We start from the raw sequence: 24,362 nt of genomic DNA on the forward strand, positions 1-24,362 counted from the left end.
CCGGGCTCGGGGCCGGGGCCGGGGCCAGGAGCCGGAACGGGGTCGGGGGCAGGAACGGGGTCGGGGGCAGGAACGGGGCCGGGATCGGGAACCGGGACGGGAACGCCCTGAGCGAAATCCGGTCGGCCGCGGGCGGGGCTCCGGCCGGATACCGGCCCGACACCAGCCGGATATCGGACGGAACGACTGGATACCGGACGCGGGGCGGTTCGCGGGCCGGTATTCCGGGCTGACGCGGGCCGCGTCCTCGTACGAGGATGGGCCGCATGTCAAAGACGACCAACAGCCCGCTGCCCCGCCAGGTCGCCGACGCCTACGTCGACGATCTCATCGCCCTCGACCCGGTCACCGGCACGTACCTCGGTGTGAAGGAGAGCTCCAGCAAGCTGCCCGACACCTCGCCCGCCGGGCAGGAGGCGCTCGCGGAGCTGGCGCGCACCACCCTGGCGCGGCTGGCGGAGGCCGAGCGCCGCCCCGGCGCGGACAGTGAGGCCGAGCGCCGGTGCGCGCGCCTGCTGCGGGAGCGGCTCACCGCGGAACTCGCCGTGCACGAGGCCGACGAGGGCCTGCGCGCGGTCAGCAACATCCACAGCCCGGTGCACTCGGTGCGCGAGGCCTTCACCCTCAACCCCACCGACACCGAGGAGGACTGGGCCGCCGTCGCCGAGCGGCTGCGCGCCGTACCGCAGGCGCTGCGCGGCTACCGCGAGTCCCTGGCCCTGGGCCTGGAGCGCAAGCTGTACGGAGGCCCGCGGCCGACGGAGACCTTCATCGGGCAGCTCACCGAGTGGTCGGACACGGACGGCCGGGGCCGCGGCTGGTTCGAGGAGTTCGCCGCGGCCGGGCCCGAGGCGCTGCGCGGTGAGCTGGACGAGGCGGCGGCGACCGCGACCGCGGCCGTCGTCGAGCTGCGGGACTGGATGCGCGACGTGTACGCGCCGGCGGTGCAGGGCGCCCCGGACACGGTGGGCCGCGAGCGCTACGCGCGTTTCTCCCGCTTCTTCAACGGCACGGACCTGGACCTGGACGACGCGTACGCGTACGGCTGGTCGGAGTTCCACCGGCTGCTCGGCGAGATGAAGAAGGAGGCCGAGAAGGTCCTGCCGGGCGCCGAGACCCCGTGGGTGGCGCTCGCCCACCTGGATGAGCACGGCACGCACATCGAGGGCGTGGACGAGGTCCGCGACTGGCTGCAGGGCCTGATGGACGAGGCGATCGAGGCGCTGGACGGCACCCACTTCGAACTGGCCGAGCGGGTACGGCGGGTGGAGTCGTGCATCGCGCCCCCCGGCGGCGCCGCGGCCCCCTACTACACCGCGCCGTCCGCGGATTTCTCGCGTCCGGGCCGGACCTGGCTGCCGACCATGGGCCAGACCCGCTTCCCGGTGTACGACCTCGTGTCGACGTGGTACCACGAGGGCGTCCCCGGCCACCACCTCCAGCTCGCCCAGTGGGCGCACGTGGCGGACGACCTCTCGCGCTACCAGGCGACGGTGGGCATCGTCAGCGCCAACGCCGAGGGCTGGGCCCTGTACGCGGAACGCCTCATGGACGAACTGGGCTTCCTCACGGACGCGGAGCGGCGGCTCGGCTACCTGGACGCGCAGATGATGCGCGCCGCCCGGGTCATCGTCGACATCGGCATGCACCTGGAGCTGGAGATCCCGGCGGACTCGCCGTTCCACCCGGGTGAGCGCTGGACGCCGGAGCTGGCGCAGGAGTTCTTCGCCGCGCACAGCAGCCGGCCGGCTGACTTCGTGGAGAGCGAGCTGGTCCGCTATCTGTCGATGCCCGGCCAGGCGACCGGCTACAAGCTGGGCGAACGGGCCTGGCTGCTGGGCCGGGAGAACGCCCGCGAGCGGCACGGCGACGCGTTCGACGCGAAGGCGTGGCACATGGCGGCCCTCTCCCAGGGGTCGCTGGGCCTGGACGATCTCCTGGACGAGCTGTCACAGCTCTGACCCGGTAGGGGGGTGCGGGGGCGGTCGTACGCGGCCGCCCCCGCACCCCCCTGTTTCCGGTGTCGGCCCTGGTGGATCAGCAGCCGCAGTCGTCGCCCTCGGCCGGTGCGGTCAGCGGGTCCGCGGTCCGGCGGTCCTCGCCCTCCCAGGTCTCGTACGCGAAGCCCTCACGCACCCAGTACTCGAAGCCGCCGAGCATCTCCTTGACCCGGTAGCCGAGTTCGGCGAGGGCGAGGGCGGCGCGGGTGGCGCCGTCGCAGCCGGGGCCCCAGCAGTAGGTGACCACCGGGACGGACCGGTCCAGCAGCTCCTCGGCCCGCTCGGGGATCAGCGCGGTGGGCAGGTGCAGCGCGCCGGGGACGTGCCCCTGGTCCCAAGCTTCGGTGGAGCGGGAGTCGAGCAGGACGAACCCGGTGTCGCCGCCGGCCGCGAGCGCGGCGGCGACGTCGGACACGTCGGCGTGGAAGGCGAGGCTCGCCCGGAAGTACCCGGCGGCCTCGGCCGGGGCGGCGGGCGGCACCCGCAGAACGGGGTGGGCGGCGACGGCAGGGGTGGTGGCCGCGGTGGCAGAGGTGGTGGCCGCGGTGGCAGAGGTGGTGGCCGCGGTGGCAGAGGTGGTGGCCGCGGTGGCAGAGGTGGCAGAGGTGGTGGCCGCGGTGGCGGGGGTCGGGGTGGAGGTGGCTGGGGCCGTGGGGGCGGTGGTCATCGTCTGCTGCTTCCGTTTCTCCGGGGCTCGTCCCGCGGCTCGCGGCGACGACCCGAAATCTACGGCCGCGGAGCAGCGCCCTGAAGTGGTGATCCCCGGCACACCCCTTGATCGGCCGGGGAACTCCCTGCTATTCCTCGCCCATGACCGTGTTTTCCCCGGACGCCACCGACTGGCGCGTACTCGACGTCCTCCAGCGGGAGGGACGGGCCAGTTTCGCCGAGCTGGCGCGGGCCGTGTCCATGTCCCCGAGCGCGGTCACCGAACGGGTGCGGCGCCTGGAGGAGGCGGGCGTCATCCAGGGGTACGCGGCGGTGGTCGACCCGGAGCGGCTCGGCCTGCCGATCCTCGCCTTCGTCCGGCTGCGCTACCCCAACGGCAACTACAGGCCCTTCCACGACATGGTGGCCGTCACCCCGGAGATCCTGGAGGCGCACCACGTCACGGGCGACGACTGCTTCGTCATCAAGGTCGCCGCACGCTCCATGCGCCACCTGGAGGAGGTGTCCGGCCGGATCGGCGCGCTGGGCTCGGTGACCACGAGCGTCGTGTACTCCTCCCCCCTGCCGCGGCGCCCCCTGGGCCGCTGAGCCACCCTGCTCGCAAGCACCGGGATCAGCCCGCCGTGCGCTGCCGGACCGCCGACCCGGACCGGCCCTTGACGACCTCCAGCTGTGCGTGGACGCGCCGCCGCAGGTCCGCGACATGGCTGACGATGCCCACGCTCCGGTCGCGTTCGCGCAGCGAGTCCAGCACGTCCAGGACCTCGTCCAGGGTCTGGTCGTCGAGGCTGCCGAAGCCCTCGTCGATGAAGAGGGTGTCCAGCCGGATGCCGCCGGCCTCGTCGGTGACGACGTCCGCGAGCCCGAGCGCCAGGGCGAGGGAGGCGAAGAACGTCTCGCCGCCCGACAGGGTCGCCGTGTCCCGTTCCCGGCCGGTCCAGGCGTCGACGACGTGCAGCCCGAGTCCGCTGCGTCCGCGTCCGGCCCGGTCGTCGGAGTGGACCAGGGTGTAGCGCCCGGACGACATCCGCTGGAGCCGTACGGTCGCGGCGGCGGCCACCTGTTCGAGGCGGGCCGCGAGGACGTAGGACTCCAGGCGCATCCGGCGCTCGTTGTCGGCGGAGGTGCCGGCGGTGAGGGCGGCGAGCCGGGCCACCCGGTCGTGCTCCTCGCGCAGCGGCGCGAGCCGGCGCACGCCGGTGGCCGCGCGGGCGGAGAGCCGGTCCAGTTCGGCGCAGCGGCGGGCGGCGGCGTCCCGCGCGGAGGCGGCCTCCCGCAGCCGCCGGACCGCGTCGGCCGCGGCCTGCTCGGCGGCGGCCGGCAGCGCGGCCGGCCGGCCGGCGGCGGCCAGGGTGTCGGGCTCGGCGAGCACCGCCCGTACGGCGGCGTCCTCGGCCTGCCAGGTGTCCAGGCGGTGCTGGAGCTGCCGGTGCGCGGCGTCGTCGAGGAGGGCGTCGGCGGCTGCCCGCGGGGTCTCGAAACCGGCCCGGAAGGCGGCCTCGGCGAGCCGTCCGTCGGCGTCCTTGAGGCGTTCGGCGCCGGTCTCGGCGGCGCGGGCCGCGTCGGCGGCGTCGGCCAGCAGGGCCGCCCGCCGCTCCAGTTGGGCGGCGCGCGCGGCGACGCTGGGGGCCTCGCCCCTGGCCCGGTCGAGTTCGCTCTCCAGGGTGGTCCGCTCGCGGTCCAGGGTCTCCCTGCGGGTCTGCCGGGCGGCGGCGCGGACCTCGGCCTGCCGCCGGGCGGCGAGGCGCCGTTCGCGTTCGTCCTCGGCGGCGCGCAGCTCCTCCTGGGCGGCGTGCAGCGCGGAGGCGCCGGCCCGGGCGCGGGCGAGCAGCCGGTCCAGTTCGCCGGCCTCCTCGACGAGCCGGGCGGTGGGGGTGTCTCCGGCCTCGGCGGTGGCAGCGGCCAGGGCCTCGCGCACGGCGGCGAGGCGGCGCTCGTCCCCGGCGCGCTGTTCGTCGGCGTCCTGGTGGGCGGCGAGGGCGCGTTCCTCCGCCTCCCGGCCGACGTGCCCGGCGTCCTTGCGCGCGGGCGCGGGGTGCTCGGTGGCCCCGCACACGGTGCAGGGTTCGCCGTCGGTGAGGTGGGCGGCCAGCTCGGCGGCGATGCCGTTCAGGCGCTGTTCCTTGAGGTCGAGCCAGTGGTCCTTGGCCCGCGTGGCGCGTTCGGCGGAGTCCAGGGCGCGGCGCCGCGCCTCGTCGGCCTCGCCGGTGAGCCGGTCGCGGGTGCGGGCGGCGGCGAGCCGCGCCTGGGCGGGTTCGCGCCGCGCGGCGAGCTGTTCGGCCTGCCCGGCCGCGTCCTGGGCGGCCTCGATACGGGCCTGGAGCGCGCCGCGGGTCGCCTCCCATCCGGCGAGCCAGCCCTCGGCCTCCCGCAGGACGTCCTCGTCGGCGCGCTCCTGCCGGTCCACGTCGGCGCGTTCGGTGACGAGCGCGGCCAGCCGCCGTTCGGCGCGGCGGGCCGACTCCAGGCCGCCCAGTTCCTCGGCGGCGCGGCGGGCGGCGGCGGCGAGTCCGGCCGGGCCCGCGTCCGCGAAGTCCGCCGGCAGCAGGGCACGGGCGCGTGCCTCGGCCGCGGCGGCGCGCCGGTGCTCGGCGTCGGCGGCCTCCCGCAGCTCCAGCGCCGGGGCCACGGTCTCCGCCTTGCGCCCCCGTTCCATCCGGTGCTGTGCGGCGCGGTGCTCCCCGGCGCGCTCCTGCAGGTGCGCGGCCCGCTCCCGCGCCTGTGCGAACCTGCCCTGCAGCCGGGCCAGTTCGCGTACGCCGTCCAGGGCGCGGGCGGCGGTGTCCTGGGCGGCCTCGGCGGCCGTGAGCCGGCAGTGGGCGACGGTCAGCTGCTCGCGCGCGGTGCTACGGGCGACGGCGGCGGCGGTCAGGACGGCCTCGGCCAGGCCGGGTTCGCCGGGGGTGAGACCGGGCAGCTCCATGGCGTCGCCGGCCGCCTGCTGCATGCGGTGGGCGTCGGCCAGCAGGGCGGCGTCGCCCTCGCGCACCTGGGCCTCGGTGGCGCGCCTGCGCTCCGCGAGGCGCTTCTCGACCCCGGCGAAGCGGTGCGTGTCGAAGAGCCGGCCGAGCAGCTTGCCGCGGGCCTCCGCGTCGGCGCGCAGGAACCGGGCGAAGTCGCCCTGGGGCAACAGCACGACCTGACAGAACTGCTCGCGGCTCATGCCGAGCAACTGGGTGATCTCCTCGCCGACCTCCTGGTGGGAGCGGCTGAGGTCCTTCCACGCGCCGGTCCTCGCGTCGTACTCGCGCAGCCAGGTCTGCGCCTTGTCCACGGTCGTGCCGGTGCCGCGCTTCTTCGGGCGCTCCCAGGGCGGCTGCCGGGTGATCTCCAGCCGGCGTCCGGCGACGGTGAGGTCGAGAGTGACGCCGGTGCGGGTGGCCGCGGCGGCGTGGTCACTGCGCAGGGTGTTCTGCTGAGCGCTCTGCCGGGCGCCGGGCACCGAGCCGTACAGGGCGTAGCACACGGCGTCCAGGACGGAGGTCTTGCCGGCCCCGGTCGGTCCGTGCAGCAGGAACAGTCCGGCGGCCGACAGCGCGTCGAAGTCGACCCGCTGGGAGCCCCCGAAGGGTCCGAACGCGGTGATCTCCAGGCGGTGCAGTCTCACCGGGCGCCTCCCGCACGGTCCCCCGGCCGGTCCTCGGCGCGGCCGCTCACGCGGCGCACTCCGGCGTGCACACCGCGCGCACCGGCGTACGCACGAAACGCCCCACGCGCCCCCGCCCCCGCCCCCGCCGCACCCGCACCCGCACCCGCACCCGCACTCACGCCTGCACTCATGCCTGCACTCATGCCCACACCCCCGTACCCCTGGTTCACCACGCCCCCTCCCCCAGCGCCTCGTCCGTGCGGACCGTGTCAAACGCCTCGCGCAGGACGGTCTGCTCGTGCGGGTCGGGTCCCGCGCCGCGCACATGGGCGACGAAGTCCTCGGCGATCTGCTGGTCGTCGCGGCCGGCGAGCCGGCGGGCGTAGGAGACGTCCGGGTCGTCGGGGGCCCGGTCGGGTGCGAAGACGAGGCTGAGGGTGTGCGGGAAGCGCTCGCACAGGCGGGCCATCGGGTCGGCCGGGCGGACCGCGTCGGTGAGGGTGGCCTCCACCCACGCCTCCTCGTGGACGGCGAGGCCCGGGTCGGTGAGCAGGTGCTCCAGCGGGCCCCTGATCCGGGCCAGCGGGCGCGGTACGGGGCAGTCGATCCGCTCGGCGGTGACGGCCCCTCCGGCGTCGAGGTCGACGAGCCACATGCTCTTGCGGTGCCCTGCCTCGGAGAAGGAGTACGCCAGCGGGGACCCGGAGTAGCGCACGCGCTCGGTGATGGTCTGGCAGCCGTGCAGATGGCCGAGGGCGGCGTAGTCGACGCCGTCGAAGATCCCGGCGGGGACGGCGGCCACCCCGCCGACGGTGATGTCCCGTTCGCTGTCGCTGGGCTCGCCGCCGGTGACGAAGGCGTGCGCGAGCACCACGGAGCGGGTGCCGGGCGGGCGCGTGGCGAGGTCGGCGCGGACCCGGTCCAGGGCGGCGCCGAGCACCGCCTCGTGACCCACCCTGGCGACGGCGAACTCGTCCTTGACGAGGGCCGGTTCGAGGTAGGGCAGCCCGTAGAAAGCCACCTCGCCGTGGGCGTCGGCGAGCACCACCGGGGTTGCGCAGGCGGCCGGCTCGGTGCGCAGATGGATGCCGGCGCGGTCGATCAGCCCCGCGCCGACGCCGAGCCGGCGGGCCGAGTCGTGGTTGCCGGAGATCATCACGGTGGGCACGCCGAGGGCGGCGAGGCGGTGCAGGGCGTCGTCGAACAGCTCGACCGCGGCCAGCGGCGGCACCGCGCGGTCGTAGACGTCCCCCGAGACGAGCACCGCGTCCACGCCGCGTTCGCGCACGGTCGTCACGAGGTGGCCGATGAACGCGGCCTGGGCGTCGAGCATGCCCACCCGGTGGAACGTCCGGCCCAGGTGCCAGTCCGATGTGTGCAGCAATCTCACGAAACCGCTCCGGCCCGCACGTGTCCTTCTCCTCCGGCAACTGCCCCGCCACACGAACCACGGCGAACCGGCACGGGCTCACGCGAGGCAGCCACCACGCTAACGCCTCCCGGCGCCCGGCCCCCCATGGGCCTCATAATTCGCCCACATAAGGGGCGTTATGCCGGAAATGCGGCTGCGGAGACGGAGAGGGAAGAGAAGGAAGAAAGGACGACGGAGAGGACGGAGAGGACGAAGGGACCGGGTCAGACCCCGGCCTTCGAGGGCGCCGGCAGCCGGCCCGGGTCGAAGGCGGTGGCGGCGAGGGTGCCGTCGGAGGTGATCAGGCCGAAGACCGGGTAGCCGGTGATGTCGAAGATCTGGCCGAGCGGTCCGTCCTCGGACTCGACCACGACATGGGCGACCTCGGACAGGGCGGCGACCTGCGGGACGGCCTCCTCCTCGGTGCCGTGCACGACGGCGAGCACACTGCGGCCGGTCGCCCGCGCGGTGGTGCGGGCCTGCTCCACGAAGAGCGGCAGCCGCTCCTCGCAGGCCCGGCAGCCGGGCGAGAAGAAGCCGAGCATGGTCTCGCCGAGGTCGTCGCGGGCGATCCGCTCACCGGTGGTGGTGACGGCGTCGAACGCGGGGACCGGGGAGCCGGCCGGGATGATCAGCCCCTCCGCCACCTTGGCGTCCTTCTCCTGGGCCTGGGCGCGCAGTTTGCGGATGACCCCGAAGGTGAGCAGCAGGTTCAGCAGGCACAGCACGGCGATGAGGGCGACGGCGGCGACCAGAAAGGGCATGGGTGACTCCGGGGTCTCGTGTCATCGTGCGGCGGGGTGTCCGCCGGTGGGGATGTCCGGGGCGCGGCGCCTTCGAAGGGTGCGGCGCGTACCCCGGTCCGGGCGCCGCGGCGCCCGGCGGGTGGCCGGCCGGCCGCGGGTGCGGGCGGGCCGGGGTGGGTCTAGCGGGCGGGTCCGCGGACCCGGCCTGTGGTGCGGGGGGCGCCGTCGTCGAAGAGGCTGCCCAGCTCGTCCGTGAAGATCACGAGCAGGGCTCCGACCAGGGCGGCGAAGGCCGCGATCAGCACGCCCGCGGCCTGGTCCGGCGCCGGTGTCCCGGCGAGCCCGGCGGCCAGCCCGAAGGCGCAGAGGGCGAGCAGCACGGTGTTGCGGACCACGTGGCGGCGGCCGATCGGCACGGTGGAGGCGCCGAAGCAGGAGCAGGACGCCTTGGTCCCCCTGCGCAGGGTGCGCAGGATGCCGGCGGTGAACGCGGCCAGGAGCAGCAGGGTCAGGGCGAAGCCGGGGGCGCCGCCGGGCCCGAGGGCGAGCAGCACCACCGCGGCGCATTCCCCGGCCACCACGGCGACGGCCACCGGACGGCCGAGGCGGGCCGGGACGCCCATGGCGCGGGCGGAGTCCTCGAACCCCCGGAAGGCAGCGGCGCCGCGCAGTTTTCCGGCCGCGGACACCGCGAACACGATGCCGACGAGGAGTCTGACGGCGAGCAGTGCATATGCCACGAGCGATCCTCACCCCCCTGGGACGACTGGGCCAGAGGCAATGTAACCCCAAGTCGACACGAACAACAGTGGCCACTTTTCGCTCAGTTACAAGCCAAGAATCCGGAGCCAATCAGTCAACTTCTTTCCCCTTGCGCTCAATTGGCATCACGACATAGCTTCTGCCCCGGCCGGTCCGCACCCAAGGTCCGGTCTTCACCCCTACGAGGGAGGTCCACCATGACCCGAGTGATTGGCACGCTGGGCGACAGGCTGCTGGGCGTACTGCTGAAGGAGGACCGGGCCGGCGCCTGCGTCCCCGAGCACGGCACTTTCTGCAAGTGCGCGAACAAGGTCAAGTACGTCTTCAGCTGCAACGGCCCGTGCGTGAAGGACGGCACCTGCTGAGTTCCGTCCCACCCGACCCATCGCGTCACGCGAACAGGAGGCAGTCATGAGGCGAATGATCGGCACCATGGGCGACCGTCTGCTGCGGCTCGTGCTCGACGAGCAGCGCGCGGGGGCCTGTGTCCCCGAGGTGAACCAGATGTGCTATTGCAGTGGCGGGCACCAGTACCGGTTCGCCTGTAACGGCGTGTGTACCAAGCGCTCGAACACCTGCTGATGACGCATTCCGGCTCAGCCGCCGGTTCCCCGGAGACGGTCACGTCTCCGGGGAACCGGTTGCGGTCGCGGGCCGCGTGGACGGCGGTCGCCCTGCAGTTCCGGGCCGCTCCCGTCGGGGCCTGCCTGCTGTTCGCGGCGACCGTGGGGGTCGGCGCGGCACCGGCACTGGCGGCCTGGCTCGCCAAACTGCTCTTCGACGAACTCGGCCGCGGCACGCACGCCGACTCCGGGCACGCCGTCGTCCTCGGCGTCGCCACGGCCGCGCTGGGCGCGTTCTCCGCCGTACTGCTGCAAGTGGCCGCCTACCTGGACGAGTTGGTGCGCAGGCGGCTGGTCGTCGAGGTCGAGCGGACGCTGTTCGCCAAGGTGGACGAGTTCCACGGGCTGCGGCGGTTCGAGGACCCCGCCTTCCACGACCGGCTGCGACTGGCCCAGCAGGCGTCCGAGGACGCCCCGCACAACATCACCATGTTCACCCAGGAGGCCGTGCGGTCGCTCGCCGCGGTCGGCGGCTTCACCGGCGCCCTGCTCGCCGTCTGGCCCCCGATGGTGGGCCTGCTGTTCCTGGTGGGCGCCGCCGCGCTGATCGCCCGGCTCTCGCTGGCCCGCCGCCAGGTGGTGGTCTGGGAACTGACCTCGGCCCGGCTGCGCCGCCACCTCTTCTACCGCTCGCTGCTGACCGACCCCCGCGCGGCCAAGGAGATCCGGCTGTTCGGGCTCGGCGGCTTCCTGCACGGCCGGCTGGTGCGCGCGCTGAGCGACGCCACGGAGGCCGAGCTGGCGATGGCCCGGCGCGGCGCGCTGGTGCAGTCCGGTTTCACCGCGCTCAACGCCCTGGTCGCCGGGCTCGGCATGGTCGTCGTGGTGGCGGGCGCCGCCCGCGGCAGGTTCACGGTGGGCGATGTGACGCTGTTCATCGCCGCCGCCGCGGGCGTGCAGAGCGCGTTCACCGGGATCGTGCTCCAGGCGGGCAGCGCCGCCGAGGGCGTGCGGCTGTTCGGCCACTACCTCGATCTGCTCGACACCCCCGACGACCTGCCCCGGGGCGAGGCCCCCGCGCCGGCGCTCACCGGGTGCGTCGAACTGCGGGACGTCTGGTTCCGCTACGACCCGTCCGGGCCGTGGGTGCTGCGCGGGGTGAACCTGACCGTCCCGGCGGGCACCTCGATGGGCCTGGTGGGCCGCAACGGCGCCGGCAAGAGCACACTGATCAAACTGCTCTGCCGCTTCTACGACCCCGAACGCGGCACGATCCTGTGGGACGGCACCGACATCCGGACCATGGACGTGGCCGCGCTGCGCCGCCGGATCGGCGTCACCTTCCAGGACTACATGACGTACGACCTCTCGGCGGCCGAGAACATCGGCATCGGCGACCTGCCGCACCGCACGGACCGGGAGCGGGTCCGCGACAGCGCCCGGCTGGCCGGCATCGACGCCACGCTGCGCGCCCTGCCCGACGGGTACGCCACCCAGCTCAGCCGGGTCCATCTCGACGAGGAGGACGGGACCGCGGGGGTCACCCTCTCCGGCGGCCAGTGGCAGCGGGTCGCGCTGGCCCGGTCGCTGATGCGCGGCGAGGCCGATCTGCTGATCCTGGACGAGCCCAGCTCGGGCCTGGACCCGGAGGCCGAGCACGAGGTGCACCGCACGCTCGGCGACCACCGCCGGGGCCGGACCGCGCTGCTGGTCTCGCACCGGCTGGGCGCCCTGCGCGCGGCGGACCGGATCGCGGTCCTGGTGGACGGCCGGATCGCCGAACTCGGCAGCCACGACGAGCTGATGGCCCTCGGCGACGGCCACTACGCCCGGCTGTTCGGCCTCCAGGCGGCCGGTTACACCGGCGCCGACCTGACCACGGCCACGACCACGACCACGACCACCGAGGCGGCGCCATGAGCCGCCCGCGACGGAAGGCACTCACCATGACCGGTACCGGCCGGACGGCGGCGGCCGCGGTGGCGGGCGCGGCCGTGCTGTTCCCGTCCGTGCTGTTCCTGTCCGTGCGCGCCGCGCGTTCCCGCCTCGCGCTCGTCCGGGTCACCGGATCGAGCATGGCCCCGTCCTTCGCGGACGGCGACCGGCTGCTGGTGCGCCGCACCCGGCGGGTGCGGCGCGGCGACGCGGTGGTCTTCCGCAACCCCCGCCCGTCGGGTGAGGGCGACGACCGCCTGGCGTGGCTGGTCAAGCGGGTCGGTGCGCTGCCCGGCGACCCGGTGCCCGCCGACGTGCGCGCGGCCGTCGGGGCCGAGGCCGGCGGCCGGGTGCCCGCCGGTTCGCTGGTCGTCCGGGGCGACGCGGCCCGCACCCAGGACTCCCGCCACTTCGGCTACGTCCCGGAGGCGGCCCTGCTCGGAGTGGTGCTCACCCGCCCGGCCACCGGCCGGCCCGCGCGGCACCGCTGAGCACGGCGGCCGGCCGCCTCACGCGTCGCCGTACGCCTCCCCGCCCAGCTCGAACCCGGCGGTGCCGGCCGTGACGTCGGCCAGCCAGGCGCGGAAGGCGTCCACGTCGGCGTCGGGCAGGGCGATCCCGATGGCGACCGCCTCGCCGTAGCGCACGTCCCGCACCTCGCGGCCGGTCGCCCTGAGATCGTTCTGCACCTTGCCGGCCCGCTGGTGGCCGACGGTCACCGTGGCCAGCCGGAAGCGCCGGCGGGTACGGGTGCCGAGCGCGTCCAGGGCCTCGCCGACCGCTCCGCCGTAGGCGCGGATGAGCCCGCCCGCGCCGAGCTTGACGCCGCCGTAGTAGCGGGTGACGACGGCGACGACGTACCGCATGTCGCGGCGCAGCAGCATCTGGAGCATGGGGACGCCCGCGGTGCCGCCGGGTTCGCCGTCGTCGCTGGCCTTCTGGACGCCGGCGTCGGCGCCGATGACGTAGGCCCAGCAGTTGTGGGTGGCGTCGGCGTGCTCCTTGCGGACCCGGGCGACGAACTCCTGCGCCTCCCGCTCGGTGGCCGCCGGGGCGAGGGCGCACAGGAAGCGGGAGCGGTTGATCTCGGTCTCGTGCACGCCCGCGCGGGCCACTGTGCGGTACTCGTCCTGCATCCGGCCAGCCTATGCGGACGCGGCCGGCGGGGAATCGGGCGGGCGGGCGCGCTGTTGGCGCAGTCGGGTTCCCTTCCCCCGACGCGAGGAGACGTGTGGTGTACGGCGATGCGGCGACGGTACGCAAGGTCCTGACCGGACTCGGTGACACCTGGGCCGTGGTGGGCCTGTCGGACAACGCCGGCCGTGCCGCGTACGGCGTGGCCCAGGTGCTCCAGCGGTTCGGCAAGCGGGTCGTCCCGGTGCATCCCCGGGCGGAGACCGTGCACGGTGAGCGGGGCTACGCCACCCTGGCGGACATCCCCTTCGACGTGGACGTGGTCGACGTGTTCGTCAACCGCCAGCTGGCCGGTGCCGTCGCCGACGAGGCGGTGGCCAAGGGCGCGCGGGCGGTGTGGTTCCAGCTCGGTGTGGTCGACGAGGCCGCCGGCGCGCGGGTCCGGGCCGCGGGACTGGAGATGGTCATGGACCGCTGCCCGGCGATCGAAATTCCTCGCCTGGGCTAGGTTGTCGCAAGCTCTGCCGCCATTTCGCAACTGAATAGCAACATTCTTCAGGCCGCCGCTGACCTGGGTAAAGGACACTTCAAGGAAGTACCCACGGAAGAGTCAAATATGGGCCTGCGGTCTTCTGTGGAGCTGTCTCGTATTCCTACTCTGAGCCGCCTTCGGGCGTTCATTCGATGTTCAGAGAGCGAGAGGCCCTTGCCATGGTGAAACTGGACCAGGCAGCCCCCGATGCCGCGCGGGACCGGACCGGTCTGCGGCGCGACGTCGGTCTGATCGGTCTGATGTGGGCCTCGGTCGGTTCCATCATCGGTTCCGGCTGGTTGTACGGCGCGGAGAAGGCCGTGGTCACGGCCGGACCCGCCGCGATCGTCTCGTGGCTGATCGGCACGGTGGCGATCGTGCTGCTGGCCCTCGTCCACGCGGAGCTGGGCGGCATGTTCCCGGTGGCGGGCGGCACGGCCCGCTACCCGCACTACGCCTTCGGCGGCCTGGCCGGCATGTCCTTCGGCTGGTTCTCCTGGCTGCAGGCGGCGACCGTGGCCCCCATCGAGGTCGAGGCGATGATCGGCTACGCCGGTCACTGGCACTTCGCGCGCGGCTTCCAGCACACCGACGGCACCCTGACGGCCAGCGGCCTGATCGTCGCCGTCGTGCTGATGGCCGTCTTCGTCGTGGTCAACTTCCTGGGTGTGCGGGTGCTGGCGCACACCAACAGCGCGGCCACCTGGTGGAAGATCGCGGTGCCGCTGGCCACGATCTTCATCGTCGCGGTGGGCAACTTCCACCCGCACAACTTCACCGCGCACGGCTTCGCCCCGTTCGGCGCGAAGGGCGTGCTCGGCGCCATCAGCTCCAGCGGCATCATCTTCGCCCTGCTGGGCTTCGAGCAGGCGATCCAGCTGGCCGGCGAGAGCCGCGACCCCAAGCGGGACCTGCCGCGCGCCACCCTCGGCTCGGTCGCCATCGGCGCGACCATCTACGTCCTGCTCCAGGTCGTGTTCATCGGCGCCCTGCCGGTGAGTTCGTTCGCGCACGGCTGGGCGAAGCTGGACTTCCCCGGCATCAGCGGCCCCTGGGCGGGCATCGCGACCCTGGTCGGCCTCGGCTGGCTGAGCGTGGTGCTCTACCTCGACGCGGTCATCTCCCCCGCCGGCACCGGCCTGATCTACACCACCGCCACCTCCCGCGTCTCCTACGGCCTGGCGAAGAACGGCTACGCGCCCAAGCTCTTCGAGAAGACCGACGCGCGGGGCGTGCCGTGGTTCGGCATCGCCATCTCCTTCGTGACCGGCGTGGTCTGCTTCCTGCCCTTCCCGAGCTGGCAGGAGCTGGTCGGCTTCATCACCTCGGCGAGCGTGCTGATGTACGCCGGCGCGCCACTGGCCTACGGCGTCTTCGCCGACCGGCTGCCGCACCACGAGCGGCCCTACCGGCTGCCCGGCGGCAAGGTGATCTCGCCGGTCTCCTTCGTGGTCGCCAACCTCATCATCTACTGGGCCGGCTGGGACACGCTGTGGCGGCTCGGCATCGCGATCGTCCTCGGCTACCTGCTGCTCGGCGGCTACGCCCTGTACGCCACCCGCAAGGGCCTGCCCGACGCGCCCCGCATGGACTTCAAGGCCGCCCAGTGGCTGCCGGGCTATCTGGTGGGCATGGGCCTGATCTCCTGGCAGGGCGGCTTCGGCGGCCAGGGCCACATCGGCCTGTGGTGGGACATGGCCGTCGTCGCGGCCTTCTCGGTGGGCGTCTACTACTGGGCGAAAGCCACCGCCTCCGGGCCCGAGGAGATCGAGCGCAGCATCGAGGAGGTCGTGGTCACCGACGCCCCGGCGCACTGACCGCCGCCACATCCCCTCCCGACTCCTCCCGACTCCTTCCGCTTCCTGCCCGGTGTCCCGCCGGGCGCGGTCGCACCACCGCGGCCGTGTCTGACGGGACACCGTCATAATGCCCGGGTGACGCACCCTTCCCCCCACCCCGAATCCCCCTCCCGCGACCGTTTCCCGGTCGTCGTCATCGGCGCGGGACCGGCGGGCCTGACCGTCGCCGGCCTGCTGCGGGCCGCCTCGGTGGACTGCCTGGTCCTGGAGACCGAGTCCCGGCACTTCATAGAACGACGGCCGCGCGCCGGGGTCCTGGAGGAATGGGCCGTCCGCGGACTCGAACAGCGCGGCCTGGCCTCCGGACTGCTGGAGCGGGCCGGGCGGCAGACCCTGTGCGAGTTCCGCTTCGACGACTCGGCGCACCGTTTCCACTACACCGCGCTGACCGGCCGTCACCACTTCGTGTACCCGCAGCCGCTGCTCGTGACGGACCTCGTACGCGAGTACGCCGACGTACGCGGCGGCGAGATCCGCTTCGGCGTGCGGGACGTCGCCGTGCACGACACCGGCACGGACCGGCCCTCGGTGTCCTACCGCTGCCCCGAGACGGGACGACGGCGCGTTGTGCACTGCGACTTCGTCGCCGGATGCGACGGAGCGCGCGGGGTGAGCCGGGCGGCACTGGCACCCCGGCACGCCCGGATCGCGCGGCACGACTACGGGGTGGGCTGGCTGGCGCTGCTGGCCGAGGCGCCCGCCTCCGCCGACCACGTCCTGTTCGGCGTCCACCCGGACGGCTTCGCCGGGCGGATGCCGCGCGGCCCGCGAACGACCCGCTACTACCTCCAGTGCCCGCCGGGCGACAGCCCGGACAACTGGCCGCACGAGCGCGTCTGGACACAGCTGCGCCGGCGGCTTGCCGCGGCGGACACCCCGCCACTGACGGAGGGCCCGCTGCTGGAGAAGCGGATGCTCGACCTGCACGACTACGTCGTGGAGCCGATGGCGTCCGGCCGGCTCTTCCTGGCCGGCGACGCCGCCCACCTCACCGCGCCGATCGCCGCGAAGGGCATGAACCTGGCCCTGCACGACGCCTTCCTGCTCGGCGAGGCGCTCGCCGCGTACCTCACCACGGGCGACGAACAGGGCCTGACCGGATACTCGCGGGCGTGCCTGCGGCGCGTGTGGGACTACCAGGAGTTCTCGCGGTGGCTCGCCGAGGTCTACCACGGCGCCGCGTCGGGCGACCCCTACCGGGCCGGTACGACGCTCGCCCGGCTGCGACGCCTGTTCTCCTCCCCCACGGCCGCCGCCTCCTTCGCGGAGCAGTACCTGGGCACGGGGGACCACCTCTGAGACCGGCCGCGACTCAGACGCCCAGCCCCGCCACCACGTCCGCCCCGGTCAGTTGCGCGAACGCCTTGCCCGGCACCAGCGGTTTGCCGCGCCGGCGGCCGCTGCCGACCAGCGCGTACGGCAGGTCGACGACGGCCGGGTCGACCAGGAGGGGCCGGCCCCCGGGCAGGCCGAGCGGGGTGATGCCGCCGTACTCCATGCCGGTCTCCCCGTGGCCAGTTCCATCGGCGCGAACGAGGCCCTGCGGGCGTCCAGGCGGCGGCGTACGACACCGTTGACGTCGACGCGGGTGGTGGACGGGACCACGCACGCGGCCAGGCGGGTCTCACCGCCGCGCCGGCCCGCCACCACCACGCAGTTGGCCGACTTGTCGAGCAGGTCCCGGCCGTAGTGCTCGACGAAGACGGCGGTGTCGGCCCACTGCGGGTCGGTGTCGACGTAGACGATCCGGTCGGCGCGGACGGCGCCCGCGCCAGTGGCGTACGGCGTCGGCGACCGGGCCGATCAGCTCGTCGAGGCAGTCGGGGGCCGGGGCGGCCCGGTCGAAGTCTCCGAGGGGTGCGCGCAGGGCCGCACGCCAGCAGCGGCACGGCACCGGCCGGCCGGACGTGTCAGTGCACGGGCGGGACCGAGACCGTCATGATCATGTCCATCGGCACGGCGCCCTCGTTGGCGTACACATGCGGGGCGTTGGCCTCGAAGGACGCGCTGGCGCCCGCGGGCACCCGGTGCTCCACCCCGTCGACGGTGAGCGTCAGTTCGCCCGCGGTGACGTGGACCAGTTCCACGGTGCCGCCCGGGTGCGGGTCGGAGGGGCTGCCCTCGCCGGGCATCAGCCGCCACTCCCACATCTCCAGCGGGCCCGGGGCCTCGGCGCCCGCCAGCAGCCGGTTGTAGCTGCCGGCGTCGGTGTGCCAGAGCCGCACGGCCTGGTCGGCCGGGACGATCCGGACCCTGGGGCCCTGCTCGTAGTCGAGCAGCGTGGTGATGCTGATGCCGAGCGCGTCGCCGATCTTGACGACGGTACCGAGGCTGGGGTTGGTGCGGGCCTGCTCGATCTGGATGAGCATGCCGCGGCTGACTCCCGCGCGGGCGGCGAGCGTGTCCAGGGTGAAACCGCGCTCGGTGCGCCAGCGCTTGACGTTGCGCGCCAGGGACTGGGTCAGCAGGTCGAGGTCCGACACATTCCGTCCAATATTCTGGATGACAGAGTTTACTTCGCTGAACTACGGTGGGTTGCACCCGATCGTTCACCGAACTGTACTGCGAGGCGCGCCGTGACAGCATTCTTCGCCCTGGCCACCAGCCTCCTGTGGGGACTGGCCGACTTCGGCGGCGGGCTGCTCACACGGCGCAACCCGGCGCTGACCGTCGTCGTGGTCTCCCAGACGATCGCGGCGGCGGTCCTCGGCGTGCTCGTGGCCGCCACCGGCGGCTGGAGCGAGGCCGGTCCCCGGCTGTGGTTCGCGGTCGCCGCGGGCCTGGCCGGGCCGGTGGCGATGCTCTGCTTCTACGAGGCGCTCGCACGCGGTCCCATGGGTGTGGTCTCGCCGCTGGCCACCCTCGGCGTGGCCGTCCCCCTCGGGGTGGGCCTGGTGCTCGGCGAGCGGCCGGGGATCGTGCAGGCGGCGGGCATCGCGGTCGCCGTCACCGGGGTCGTACTGGCGGGCGGGCCCCAGCTGCGGGGCGCGGCGGTGCAGCGGCGGACGATCTGGCTGGCGCTGGTCGCGGCACTCGGCTTCGGCACGGTCTTCGCACTGATCGCGCAGGCGTCCTCCACGGTCACGGGCCTCTTCCTCGCGCTGTTCGTGCAGCGGGTGACCAATGTGGCCGCGGGCGGGGCCGCGCTGTACGTGTCGGTGCGCCGGGGCGGCACCGCGCTGCCGGAGAGCGGCTTCGCCTGGGCCGCGCTGCCGGCCCTGGCGTTCGTGGGTCTCGCGGACGTCGCGGCCAACGGCACGTACTCGGTCGCCGCCCAGCACGGCCCGGTGACCGTCGCCGCCGTCCTCGCCTCGCTCTACCCGGTGGTGACCGCCCTGGCGGCCCGCGGCTTCCTCAGCGAACGGCTGCGGGCCGTCCAGGCGGCGGGAGCGGGCCTGGCCCTGGTCGGCACCTTGCTGCTGGCCACGGGCTGAGTCCGCGCCGGGCAGCGGCGGGGCTCACTCCCCCGGCGCCGGCTCGGTCACGCGCCGGGCCGCCCCCGCGGAGAGTCCGGTGAGACCGGTGAGGCGGGTGAGCCCCTCCTCGTCGAGACGGGCCAGCGCGCGCAGTTGCTCAGGGGTCGTGCCGTCCGGGATCGGCACCGGCGCGGGCGTCCGCAGCGGCGGCTGCCAGCCCTCGGCTGCTGTCCAGCGGCGTACGATCCGGGCGGGCGCCCCGGCGACCACCGCGTGGTCGGGCACGTCACCGCGGACCACGGCACCGGCCGCGACCACCACGTTCCGGCCGACGCGCGCACCGGGCAGGATCACCGCCCCCGTGCCGATCCAGCACCCGGACCCGATCTCCACCGGCTCCATCCGCGGCCACTGCTTGCCGATGGGCTGGTGCGGGTCGTCGTAGGAGTGGTTGGTGGAGGTGACGTAGACGTACGGCCCGAAGTAGCAGTCGCTGCCGATGGTGACGGTGGTGTCGGCGATGACATGGCTGCCGCGGCCGAGGACCACACCGTCGCCGATGCGCAGGATGGGGTCCGGGCCGAGATCGAGGTCGGGCATCAGACCGGCCGTCAGCGTGACCTGCTCACCGATGATGCAGTGCGCGCCGAGGCGGATCCAGGGTTCACCGAAGACCGTGCCCAGCGGGAACGCCAGCCTGGTACCTGTTCCCAGCGCGCCGAAGCGCAGGCGCCCGGGGTGCTCGGCCGTGACGGAACCCGTGCGCTGCACCCACGCCCAGCCCGAGTGGACGGCGCGCTGCGCGAGTCGCCGCGACCATGAGGAGAACGTGTTCTTGCGCTGGGGCACCCGCTCACCGTACTCAGCCGCCGTCGCGCCCAGGCGGTCGGACTCCTGTGATCTTCACCCCACCGGATGACGTACGGTGCCGGGAGACCAGGCCGCGGCAAGGCGGCCCGAGGCAGTGGAAGGCGGGACGATGATGACGCAGAAAGCGCTGATCACGGGCATCGGCGGCCGGGTGCCGCAGGTGGACGGGGAGGCGTTCGTCGCGCCCACGGCGACGGTGATCGGAGACGTGGCGCTGGGCGCGGGCGCGAGCGTCTGGTACGGCGCGGTGCTGCGCGGTGACGTCGAGCGGATCGCGGTCGGCGCGGACAGCAACGTCCAGGACAACTGCACGCTGCACGCCGACCCCGGCTTCCCGGTGCGCGTCGGTGAGCGCGTCTCCGTCGGGCACAACGCCGTGGTGCACGGCGCGACCGTCGAGGACGACTGCCTGATCGGCATGGGCGCCACGGTGCTGAACGGCGCGGTGATCGGCGCCGGTTCGCTGGTGGCCGCGCAGGCCCTGGTCCCGCAGGGCATGCGGGTACCGCCGGGCTCACTGGTCGCGGGCGTCCCCGCCAAGGTCCGGCGGGAGCTGACGGAGGAGGAGCGCCAGGGAATCGCCCTCAACGGCTCGGTGTACGTCGAACTCGCCACGGCGCACCGGGACGCGCACGCCTAGGGCCTCTGCCGAGAGGCGGTGGGGCGTGTACGCCTCGGCGGCGGGCGCTACTCCCCGGCGGGGACCGGCCGCGGTTCCTCGGTCTCCTGCCGGGTGGCCTGGGCCTTCTTCGCCTTGCGCTTGATCACCAGCATCGACCCGAGGCCGATCAGCACGGCGACCACCAGGCCGAGCCAGGAGAACTTCTTCAGCCAGGACTCGGCCACCACGCCGACGTAGTAGATGACGGCCGTCGTGCCGCCCGCCCAGCAGATGCCGCCGAGGAGGTTGGCGATCAGGAACTTCCAGTAGGGCATGTGCAGCACACCGGCGAGCGGGCCGGCGAAGATGCGCAGCAGGGCGACGAAGCGGCCGAAGAACACCGCCCACATGCCCCACTTCTCGAAGGACCGCTCGGCGGTGGCGACATGGCCTTCGCTGAAGTGCTTGGGGAACTTCCCGCCGAGCCAGGCGAGCAGCGGCCGGCCGCCCTTGCGGCCGATGGCGTAGCCGATGGAGTCACCGATGACCGCGCCCGCGGTGGCGCACACGCCGAGCACGACGGGGTTGATGCCCGAGTGCTGCGCGGACATCAGCGCGGCGGAGACGAGGACGATCTCGCCGGGCAGGGGGATGCCCAGGCTCTCCAGACCGATGACCAGTGCCACCACCGCGTAGACGGCCGCCGCCGGTACCGTGTCGAGCCAATCCTGGACGTGCACCGCCGGTTCCTCCCCGCCTCGCGTCCACGCGATGTTTAAAGGCACCGCAAAGGCGGTCCTCTGGAAGGGTACCGGGTCGCCCGCCGGTACCGGCGGGCGACGGATTCGGGCGCGGGCCGCCCGGACGGGTTCCGGACACGTGTCGCCGCACGGGCGGAGGCGCCCGGACGTCGATGTGGGGGCGTCGGTGTGCGGACGTCGGGGCGCGGGCTTCAGGGCGCGGGCCGTCCCGGTGCGAGGGTGGCGAAGGACGCCGCCGCGGCCCAAGCGGGGAACACGGCGGGCGTCCCGGGTCCCGTCCGGGCGGGACGGGCCACGCCGCCGCCTGGCGCTCCCCCGGTCGTGCGGGGCGCGGGGGCGGCCCGGTCGTCCGCCCAGCCCTTGACGGCCTGCACCGCGACCAGCAGCAGGACGGAGACCAGCCCGGCGACCGCGGCCACCAGCGCCCTTCGGTGCCTGCGCCACACCCCTGTACTCCCGTCCCGCCCCGTCCGTCCGGCGCGGCCGGTCGGCGCGGTGCGGTGGCGTCCGCCGCCCGGGGTACGGCCCGGTCCGGGCGCGGACGGCGTCGCGTACCCGGCGGTCCGGTCCGGGCGGGAGTCGAGATAACGGCGGGCGCCCCAGCCGAGCACGGTCTCGGCGAGCAGCACTCCCAGGCCGCCGGGGAAATGGCGCAACTGGTCGGCGGCGTACCGGCAGTGGCCGCACTCCCGCAGATGCCGCTGGACATCGGGCAGCAGGGCGCCGCCCCGGCGCATCGGGACGTCGAGCAGGCGGTTGTAGAAACGGCATTCACCGGTGGGCGCGAGTTCCCGGTGCGCGCGGACGCAGCCCGCCCGGAATCGCTCGCGCGCCTGCTCCAGCAGACCCGTCGCGGTATCGGGATCGATGCCCAGCAGACCAGCCGGTACGGATATGGGGTCCGCCTCGACCTCGGTATGCCACAACAGGCATTGGAAGGCGTCCGGAAGGCCGTGGAAAGCGCGTTCGGCGAGGTGCCGCTTTTCGGGCGTCATAGATCTCACCGCGCGCAGGCCGCGTCCGCCGGAGGGCCTGCCCAGTTCCGGCAGTACGGCGCGCGCGGCGGCGTCGGCGGCCCAGCACCGGACCGTCTCCCGGGCGGCGACGAGCAGGCGCGGCCGCAGGGCGCCGTCGAGCGCGCCGCAGGGCGGGCGGCCCAGCACCCGGCGGAAGGCGGCGGTGGCCACCATCGCCGCCGAACTCCCCGGCGTGGCAAGGCAGATGGCGGCGTAGTCGTAGGTCGCCCGCCAGTGCCGGGCGAGCAGCAGCGCGACGGCGTGGTGGCCGCCGTCGGGGTCCCGCAGCCGGGTGACGAGACGGCGGTCGGAGTCGTCCGGGATCGTCGCGGGGCGGGGCGGATGAGCGGGAGGTGGGGGGTGAGGGGGTCGCACTGAACCTTTTCCTTCCAGGCCGCAGGACGGCACGCGGAACGCGTCCGCGGGAAAGCGGGTGCCAAAAGGTGCGCACCTGACCGGGAAAAGCGAGACCGGCCGTCGCCTTTCCCGCAGGAGTGGCTCACCTTGGCACAGGCTACTCACGAGAAACAAGGAGTGCGAAAGGCCGATGTGCCGCTGCACGGAATGGACCGGACGTTACCGCGAGTATCCACACCCGTTTTCGAAAATGTCCGTATCGCGGGCTCCGGTGGTACGGACCAGCAAGCCCGCCCGGAAACCGCCCGGAAACCGCCCGGAACGAAAACAGCCCCGGCCGGACAGGGGAAACCTGTCCGGCCGGGGCCGTGATCCGGCCGCGCCGCACGCGCCGGCCGCGGAAGACCCGCTCAGTTGTTGGGACGCAGGGTCCAGACGACCGTCATCTCGCTGGTGACCGCGCCGTCCTCGCGCTGGATCTGCACGAACACCGGGAACTCGGGGCGCGCTCCCCCGTCGAGTTCGGCGACCACCTCGGCAGCGGGGCGGCCGAGGGTGGCGGTGGCCTTGACCGGGCCGAGGGCGATCTTCTTGAAGGCGATCTCGGCGGTCACCGGCAGCGGCACCGCCCGCGAGAGCTGGTCGCCGAAGGCGGCGAGGACGATGGCGCCACTGGCCGACTCGCCCAGCGTGAACATTGCCCCGGCGTGCGGTCCGCCGACGTGGTTGCGGTACTCCTCCTGGTCCGGCAGGGCCAGCACCGCCCGCTCCGGAGTGGTCTCCAGGTAGGCGAGGTTCAGGGTGCGAACCATCGGCACCGTGGCGGCGAGCAACTCGCCGATCGACATCTGATCTGCGCTCATGACGGCATGTTACTCATGAGTAGATCAGTCTGGCCAGACCTCCCCCTGCCCCGGGCGCTCCCGTTCTGGTACGTCCCTGACAAGGGCCGGTGACTGAATCGTGTCCCCGGCCCCCTAGGGTTACTGCCCATGTGGCCAGGACAGCAGCCGCCCGGGGGCGAGCAGAACCCGCAGAACCCGCAGGACCCGCGGAACAGCCCGTACCAGCAGCCGGGGTACCAGCAGCAGCCGGGGAACCAGCAGCCGAACACCTACCAGCAGCCCGGCTATCAGCAGCCCGGTCATCAGCAACCGGGTTACCAGCAGCCGGGATACGGCCAGCCCAACCCGTACGCCCAGCAGCTGCCGACACCGCCCCCGACGCAGCCGCAGTGGGGCGCGCCGACTCCCGCGGGCATGCCGCAGCCGCCGAACGGGCCCGGCGGCTCGGGCGGCTCGGGCGGTGACAACCGGACGAAGCTCGTGGCGATCATCGCCGCGTCCGCCGTGGTCGTGGCCGCTGGGGTGACCGGGTTCCTGGTGCTCGGCGGGAAGAAGGACGACAAGGCCGACGGCGGCAGGACCGGCCCCAAGGCGAGCAGTTCCGCGACGGCGTCGGCCTCGACCGGCCCGAGCCCCTCCGGTTCCGCCGCCGACGACAACCCGCGCGGCACCGAGACCGCCAAGCCGCAGATCGCGGGCTGGAAGGTCGTCGTCAACCCCAAGTGGGGTGTCGCCTTCGACGTGCCCGCGGACTGGGAGGTCAAGTCCCCGGGCCTGAGCATCGGCTTCGAGGACAAGAACGGCAAGCCGATCACCATCATGTCCGGCGTCGCCGAGGACAAGTCGAAGTGGTGCTCCTCGGACGACGACAAGGACGGGCGCACGGAGGACACGTCGCTGGCCGCGGCGGGTGTCAAGGGCGCCTCGGGCGCCAAGAGCACCGACGAGGTGGCGGTGAACACCGTGGCCTGGTGGGTCTACGGCGGCTACACCCAGCCCGACAAGAAGTCCATCACCTTCGACAAGAAGGCCCAGCCCTTCAAGACCACGTCGGGCATCCAGGGCAGCATCGCCTGGGCGCAGTCGACGAACGCGCCGCAGAAGGGCAAGTGCGCCAGCGACGGCAAGGCGCTCACCTTCGGCTTCAAGAACTCCGCCGGCGACTACGTGTCCTGGAACTTCTACGGCGCCAAGGGCGTCCACGACGAGGTGCCCAAGGACACCGTCATGAAGATCCTCGGCACGGTCCGGCTGAACGGGACGCCCACCGGCGAGGACTGATCCCGCCGGGCAGGC

23 protein-coding genes and 1 pseudogene are annotated in these 24,362 nt (G+C 73.7%); 12 read left to right on the forward strand and 12 right to left on the reverse strand.

Features of this window, described 5'->3' with window-relative positions:
• The first annotated feature begins 266 nt into the window (after nt 1–266).
• Nucleotides 267–1,961, forward strand: coding sequence for a DUF885 domain-containing protein (locus tag ABZ858_RS09425; RefSeq protein WP_361374357.1), 1,695 nt, complete (start codon nt 267–269; stop codon nt 1,959–1,961).
• 76 nt (nt 1,962–2,037) lie between these two features.
• Here the strand turns inward: ABZ858_RS09425 and ABZ858_RS09430 are convergent, their stop codons facing one another.
• Nucleotides 2,038–2,487, reverse strand: a complete 450-nt coding sequence (locus ABZ858_RS09430) for a rhodanese-like domain-containing protein (RefSeq protein WP_361374535.1) — start codon at nt 2,485–2,487, stop codon at nt 2,038–2,040.
• 323 nt (nt 2,488–2,810) lie between these two features.
• Here ABZ858_RS09430 and ABZ858_RS09435 point away from each other — a divergent pair, with 323 nt between their 5' ends.
• Complete coding sequence (locus ABZ858_RS09435; RefSeq protein ID WP_361374359.1) at nt 2,811–3,257, forward strand: Lrp/AsnC family transcriptional regulator; 447 nt, start codon at nt 2,811–2,813, stop codon at nt 3,255–3,257.
• Nucleotides 3,258–3,282: 25 nt separating this feature from the next.
• Here the strand turns inward: ABZ858_RS09435 and ABZ858_RS09440 are convergent, their stop codons facing one another.
• From ABZ858_RS09440 to ABZ858_RS09455, 4 genes are all read right to left on the reverse strand, one after another.
• Nucleotides 3,283–6,276 carry an SMC family ATPase gene (locus ABZ858_RS09440; protein ID WP_361374361.1) on the reverse strand — a complete coding sequence of 998 codons (2,994 nt, stop codon included), beginning with the start codon at nt 6,274–6,276 and terminating at the stop codon, nt 3,283–3,285.
• A gap of 208 nt (nt 6,277–6,484) precedes the next feature.
• On the reverse strand, nt 6,485–7,648 hold the full coding sequence (locus ABZ858_RS09445; protein WP_361374363.1) for an exonuclease SbcCD subunit D: 1,164 nt from the start codon (nt 7,646–7,648) through the stop codon (nt 6,485–6,487).
• A 245-nt stretch (nt 7,649–7,893) separates the two neighbouring features.
• Complete coding sequence (locus tag ABZ858_RS09450) at nt 7,894–8,433, reverse strand: hypothetical protein (protein ID WP_361374365.1); 540 nt, start codon at nt 8,431–8,433, stop codon at nt 7,894–7,896.
• Nucleotides 8,434–8,594: 161 nt separating this feature from the next.
• On the reverse strand, nt 8,595–9,155 hold the full coding sequence (locus ABZ858_RS09455) for a MauE/DoxX family redox-associated membrane protein (RefSeq protein ID WP_361374367.1): 561 nt from the start codon (nt 9,153–9,155) through the stop codon (nt 8,595–8,597).
• Nucleotides 9,156–9,374: 219 nt separating this feature from the next.
• On the opposite strand from ABZ858_RS09455, the gene ABZ858_RS09460 reads away from it, so the two are divergent.
• From ABZ858_RS09460 to ABZ858_RS09475, 4 genes are read left to right on the forward strand one after another with little or no spacing between them, the layout of a single operon-like run.
• Entirely contained in the window at nt 9,375–9,542 is a 168-nt protein-coding gene (locus ABZ858_RS09460) for a hypothetical protein (RefSeq protein ID WP_361374369.1), read from the forward strand.
• Between the two features lie 46 nt (nt 9,543–9,588).
• On the forward strand, nt 9,589–9,759 hold the full coding sequence (locus ABZ858_RS09465) for a hypothetical protein (protein WP_361374371.1): 171 nt from the start codon (nt 9,589–9,591) through the stop codon (nt 9,757–9,759).
• A 59-nt stretch (nt 9,760–9,818) separates the two neighbouring features.
• A complete protein-coding gene (locus ABZ858_RS09470; RefSeq protein ID WP_361374373.1) occupies nt 9,819–11,660 on the forward strand; it encodes an ABC transporter ATP-binding protein in 1,842 nt (613 codons plus the stop codon).
• A 26-nt stretch (nt 11,661–11,686) separates the two neighbouring features.
• The gene (locus tag ABZ858_RS09475; protein WP_361374375.1) at nt 11,687–12,166 is read left to right on the forward strand and encodes a S26 family signal peptidase; all 480 of its coding nucleotides are present in this window, start codon (nt 11,687–11,689) and stop codon (nt 12,164–12,166) included.
• A gap of 18 nt (nt 12,167–12,184) precedes the next feature.
• On the opposite strand, the gene ABZ858_RS09480 is transcribed toward ABZ858_RS09475, so the two are convergent.
• Nucleotides 12,185–12,811: a YigZ family protein gene (locus tag ABZ858_RS09480; protein ID WP_361374377.1), complete on the reverse strand. Its 627-nt coding sequence runs from the start codon at nt 12,809–12,811 to the stop codon at nt 12,185–12,187.
• 98 nt (nt 12,812–12,909) lie between these two features.
• On the opposite strand from ABZ858_RS09480, the gene ABZ858_RS09485 reads away from it, so the two are divergent.
• The 3 genes from ABZ858_RS09485 to ABZ858_RS09495 all read left to right on the forward strand — a co-directional run bounded on the left by ABZ858_RS09485 (nt 12,910) and on the right by ABZ858_RS09495 (nt 16,499).
• On the forward strand, nt 12,910–13,317 hold the full coding sequence (locus ABZ858_RS09485) for a CoA-binding protein (RefSeq protein WP_361374379.1): 408 nt from the start codon (nt 12,910–12,912) through the stop codon (nt 13,315–13,317).
• Nucleotides 13,318–13,520: 203 nt separating this feature from the next.
• Nucleotides 13,521–15,158 carry an APC family permease gene (locus ABZ858_RS09490; protein ID WP_361374381.1) on the forward strand — a complete coding sequence of 546 codons (1,638 nt, stop codon included), beginning with the start codon at nt 13,521–13,523 and terminating at the stop codon, nt 15,156–15,158.
• 117 nt (nt 15,159–15,275) lie between these two features.
• Complete coding sequence (locus ABZ858_RS09495) at nt 15,276–16,499, forward strand: 4-hydroxybenzoate 3-monooxygenase (RefSeq protein WP_361374383.1); 1,224 nt, start codon at nt 15,276–15,278, stop codon at nt 16,497–16,499.
• Nucleotides 16,500–16,512: 13 nt separating this feature from the next.
• Here ABZ858_RS09495 and ABZ858_RS09500 read toward each other — a convergent pair.
• Together ABZ858_RS09500 and ABZ858_RS09505 are read right to left on the reverse strand one after the other, a co-directional pair.
• Nucleotides 16,513–17,067: pseudogene (locus ABZ858_RS09500) on the reverse strand (YbaK/EbsC family protein).
• Between the two features lie 43 nt (nt 17,068–17,110).
• Nucleotides 17,111–17,683, reverse strand: a complete 573-nt coding sequence (locus ABZ858_RS09505) for an XRE family transcriptional regulator (protein WP_361374385.1) — start codon at nt 17,681–17,683, stop codon at nt 17,111–17,113.
• A gap of 93 nt (nt 17,684–17,776) precedes the next feature.
• On the opposite strand from ABZ858_RS09505, the gene ABZ858_RS09510 reads away from it, so the two are divergent.
• Nucleotides 17,777–18,634, forward strand: a complete 858-nt coding sequence (locus tag ABZ858_RS09510; RefSeq protein WP_361374387.1) for a DMT family transporter — start codon at nt 17,777–17,779, stop codon at nt 18,632–18,634.
• A gap of 24 nt (nt 18,635–18,658) precedes the next feature.
• Here the strand turns inward: ABZ858_RS09510 and ABZ858_RS09515 are convergent, their stop codons facing one another.
• Nucleotides 18,659–19,465 (reverse strand): acyltransferase, encoded by an 807-nt coding sequence (locus ABZ858_RS09515; RefSeq protein WP_361374389.1) that lies wholly within the window; start codon nt 19,463–19,465, stop codon nt 18,659–18,661.
• A gap of 133 nt (nt 19,466–19,598) precedes the next feature.
• On the opposite strand from ABZ858_RS09515, the gene ABZ858_RS09520 reads away from it, so the two are divergent.
• Nucleotides 19,599–20,126 (forward strand): gamma carbonic anhydrase family protein, encoded by a 528-nt coding sequence (locus ABZ858_RS09520; RefSeq protein ID WP_361374537.1) that lies wholly within the window; start codon nt 19,599–19,601, stop codon nt 20,124–20,126.
• 47 nt (nt 20,127–20,173) lie between these two features.
• On the opposite strand, the gene ABZ858_RS09525 is transcribed toward ABZ858_RS09520, so the two are convergent.
• From ABZ858_RS09525 to ABZ858_RS09535, 3 genes are all read right to left on the reverse strand, one after another.
• Complete coding sequence (locus tag ABZ858_RS09525) at nt 20,174–20,827, reverse strand: DedA family protein (RefSeq protein WP_361374391.1); 654 nt, start codon at nt 20,825–20,827, stop codon at nt 20,174–20,176.
• 212 nt (nt 20,828–21,039) lie between these two features.
• Nucleotides 21,040–22,239 (reverse strand): hydrolase, encoded by a 1,200-nt coding sequence (locus ABZ858_RS09530; RefSeq protein WP_361374393.1) that lies wholly within the window; start codon nt 22,237–22,239, stop codon nt 21,040–21,042.
• Between the two features lie 392 nt (nt 22,240–22,631).
• Nucleotides 22,632–23,069 carry a DUF4442 domain-containing protein gene (locus tag ABZ858_RS09535; protein ID WP_361374539.1) on the reverse strand — a complete coding sequence of 146 codons (438 nt, stop codon included), beginning with the start codon at nt 23,067–23,069 and terminating at the stop codon, nt 22,632–22,634.
• Nucleotides 23,070–23,213: 144 nt separating this feature from the next.
• Here ABZ858_RS09535 and ABZ858_RS09540 point away from each other — a divergent pair, with 144 nt between their 5' ends.
• A complete protein-coding gene (locus ABZ858_RS09540) occupies nt 23,214–24,347 on the forward strand; it encodes a hypothetical protein (RefSeq protein WP_361374395.1) in 1,134 nt (377 codons plus the stop codon).
• Nucleotides 24,348–24,362 lie beyond the last annotated feature (15 nt).

The sequence above is a fragment of the Streptomyces sp. NPDC047017 genome (genome assembly GCF_040644175.1).
Lineage (GTDB): Bacteria > Actinomycetota > Actinomycetes > Streptomycetales > Streptomycetaceae > Streptomyces.